Source organism: Polynucleobacter sp. UK-Mo-2m-Kol15 (genome assembly GCF_018881505.1).
Lineage (GTDB): Bacteria > Pseudomonadota > Gammaproteobacteria > Burkholderiales > Burkholderiaceae > Polynucleobacter.
Map to the genome: position 1 here is coordinate 1 of NZ_JACVQC010000008.1, position 268 is coordinate 268.

At 42.5% G+C, this 268-nt stretch carries 1 protein-coding gene; it reads right to left on the reverse strand.

Annotated features, from left to right (window positions below; all coding sequences use genetic code 11):
* Nucleotides 1-268: tetratricopeptide repeat protein (locus ICN43_RS11100; protein ID WP_216200120.1), on the reverse strand; the 268-nt coding region annotated here is incomplete at both ends.

Below are 268 nucleotides of genomic sequence, written 5' to 3' on the forward strand. Positions count from 1 at the left end.
GATCCTGATAAATCAGACCAACTCCCTGATTTCATTTTTGTGAAGAGTAAATCTCCATTGATCCAGTCGATATCAGGCTTTAGGCTAAGCGCCTTATCAAAGTGAGCTATGGCTTCGTCATAGCGTGTGAGCCATCTCAAGGCAACACCTTTGTTTGACCATGCCTCAGCTAAATTGGGATTGATCACCAAAGCTTGGTCAGCAAATACTATCGCTTCTTCGTATCGCTTAAGTTCTTTAAGAGTTGCGCCTTTATTTAATGCAGCCT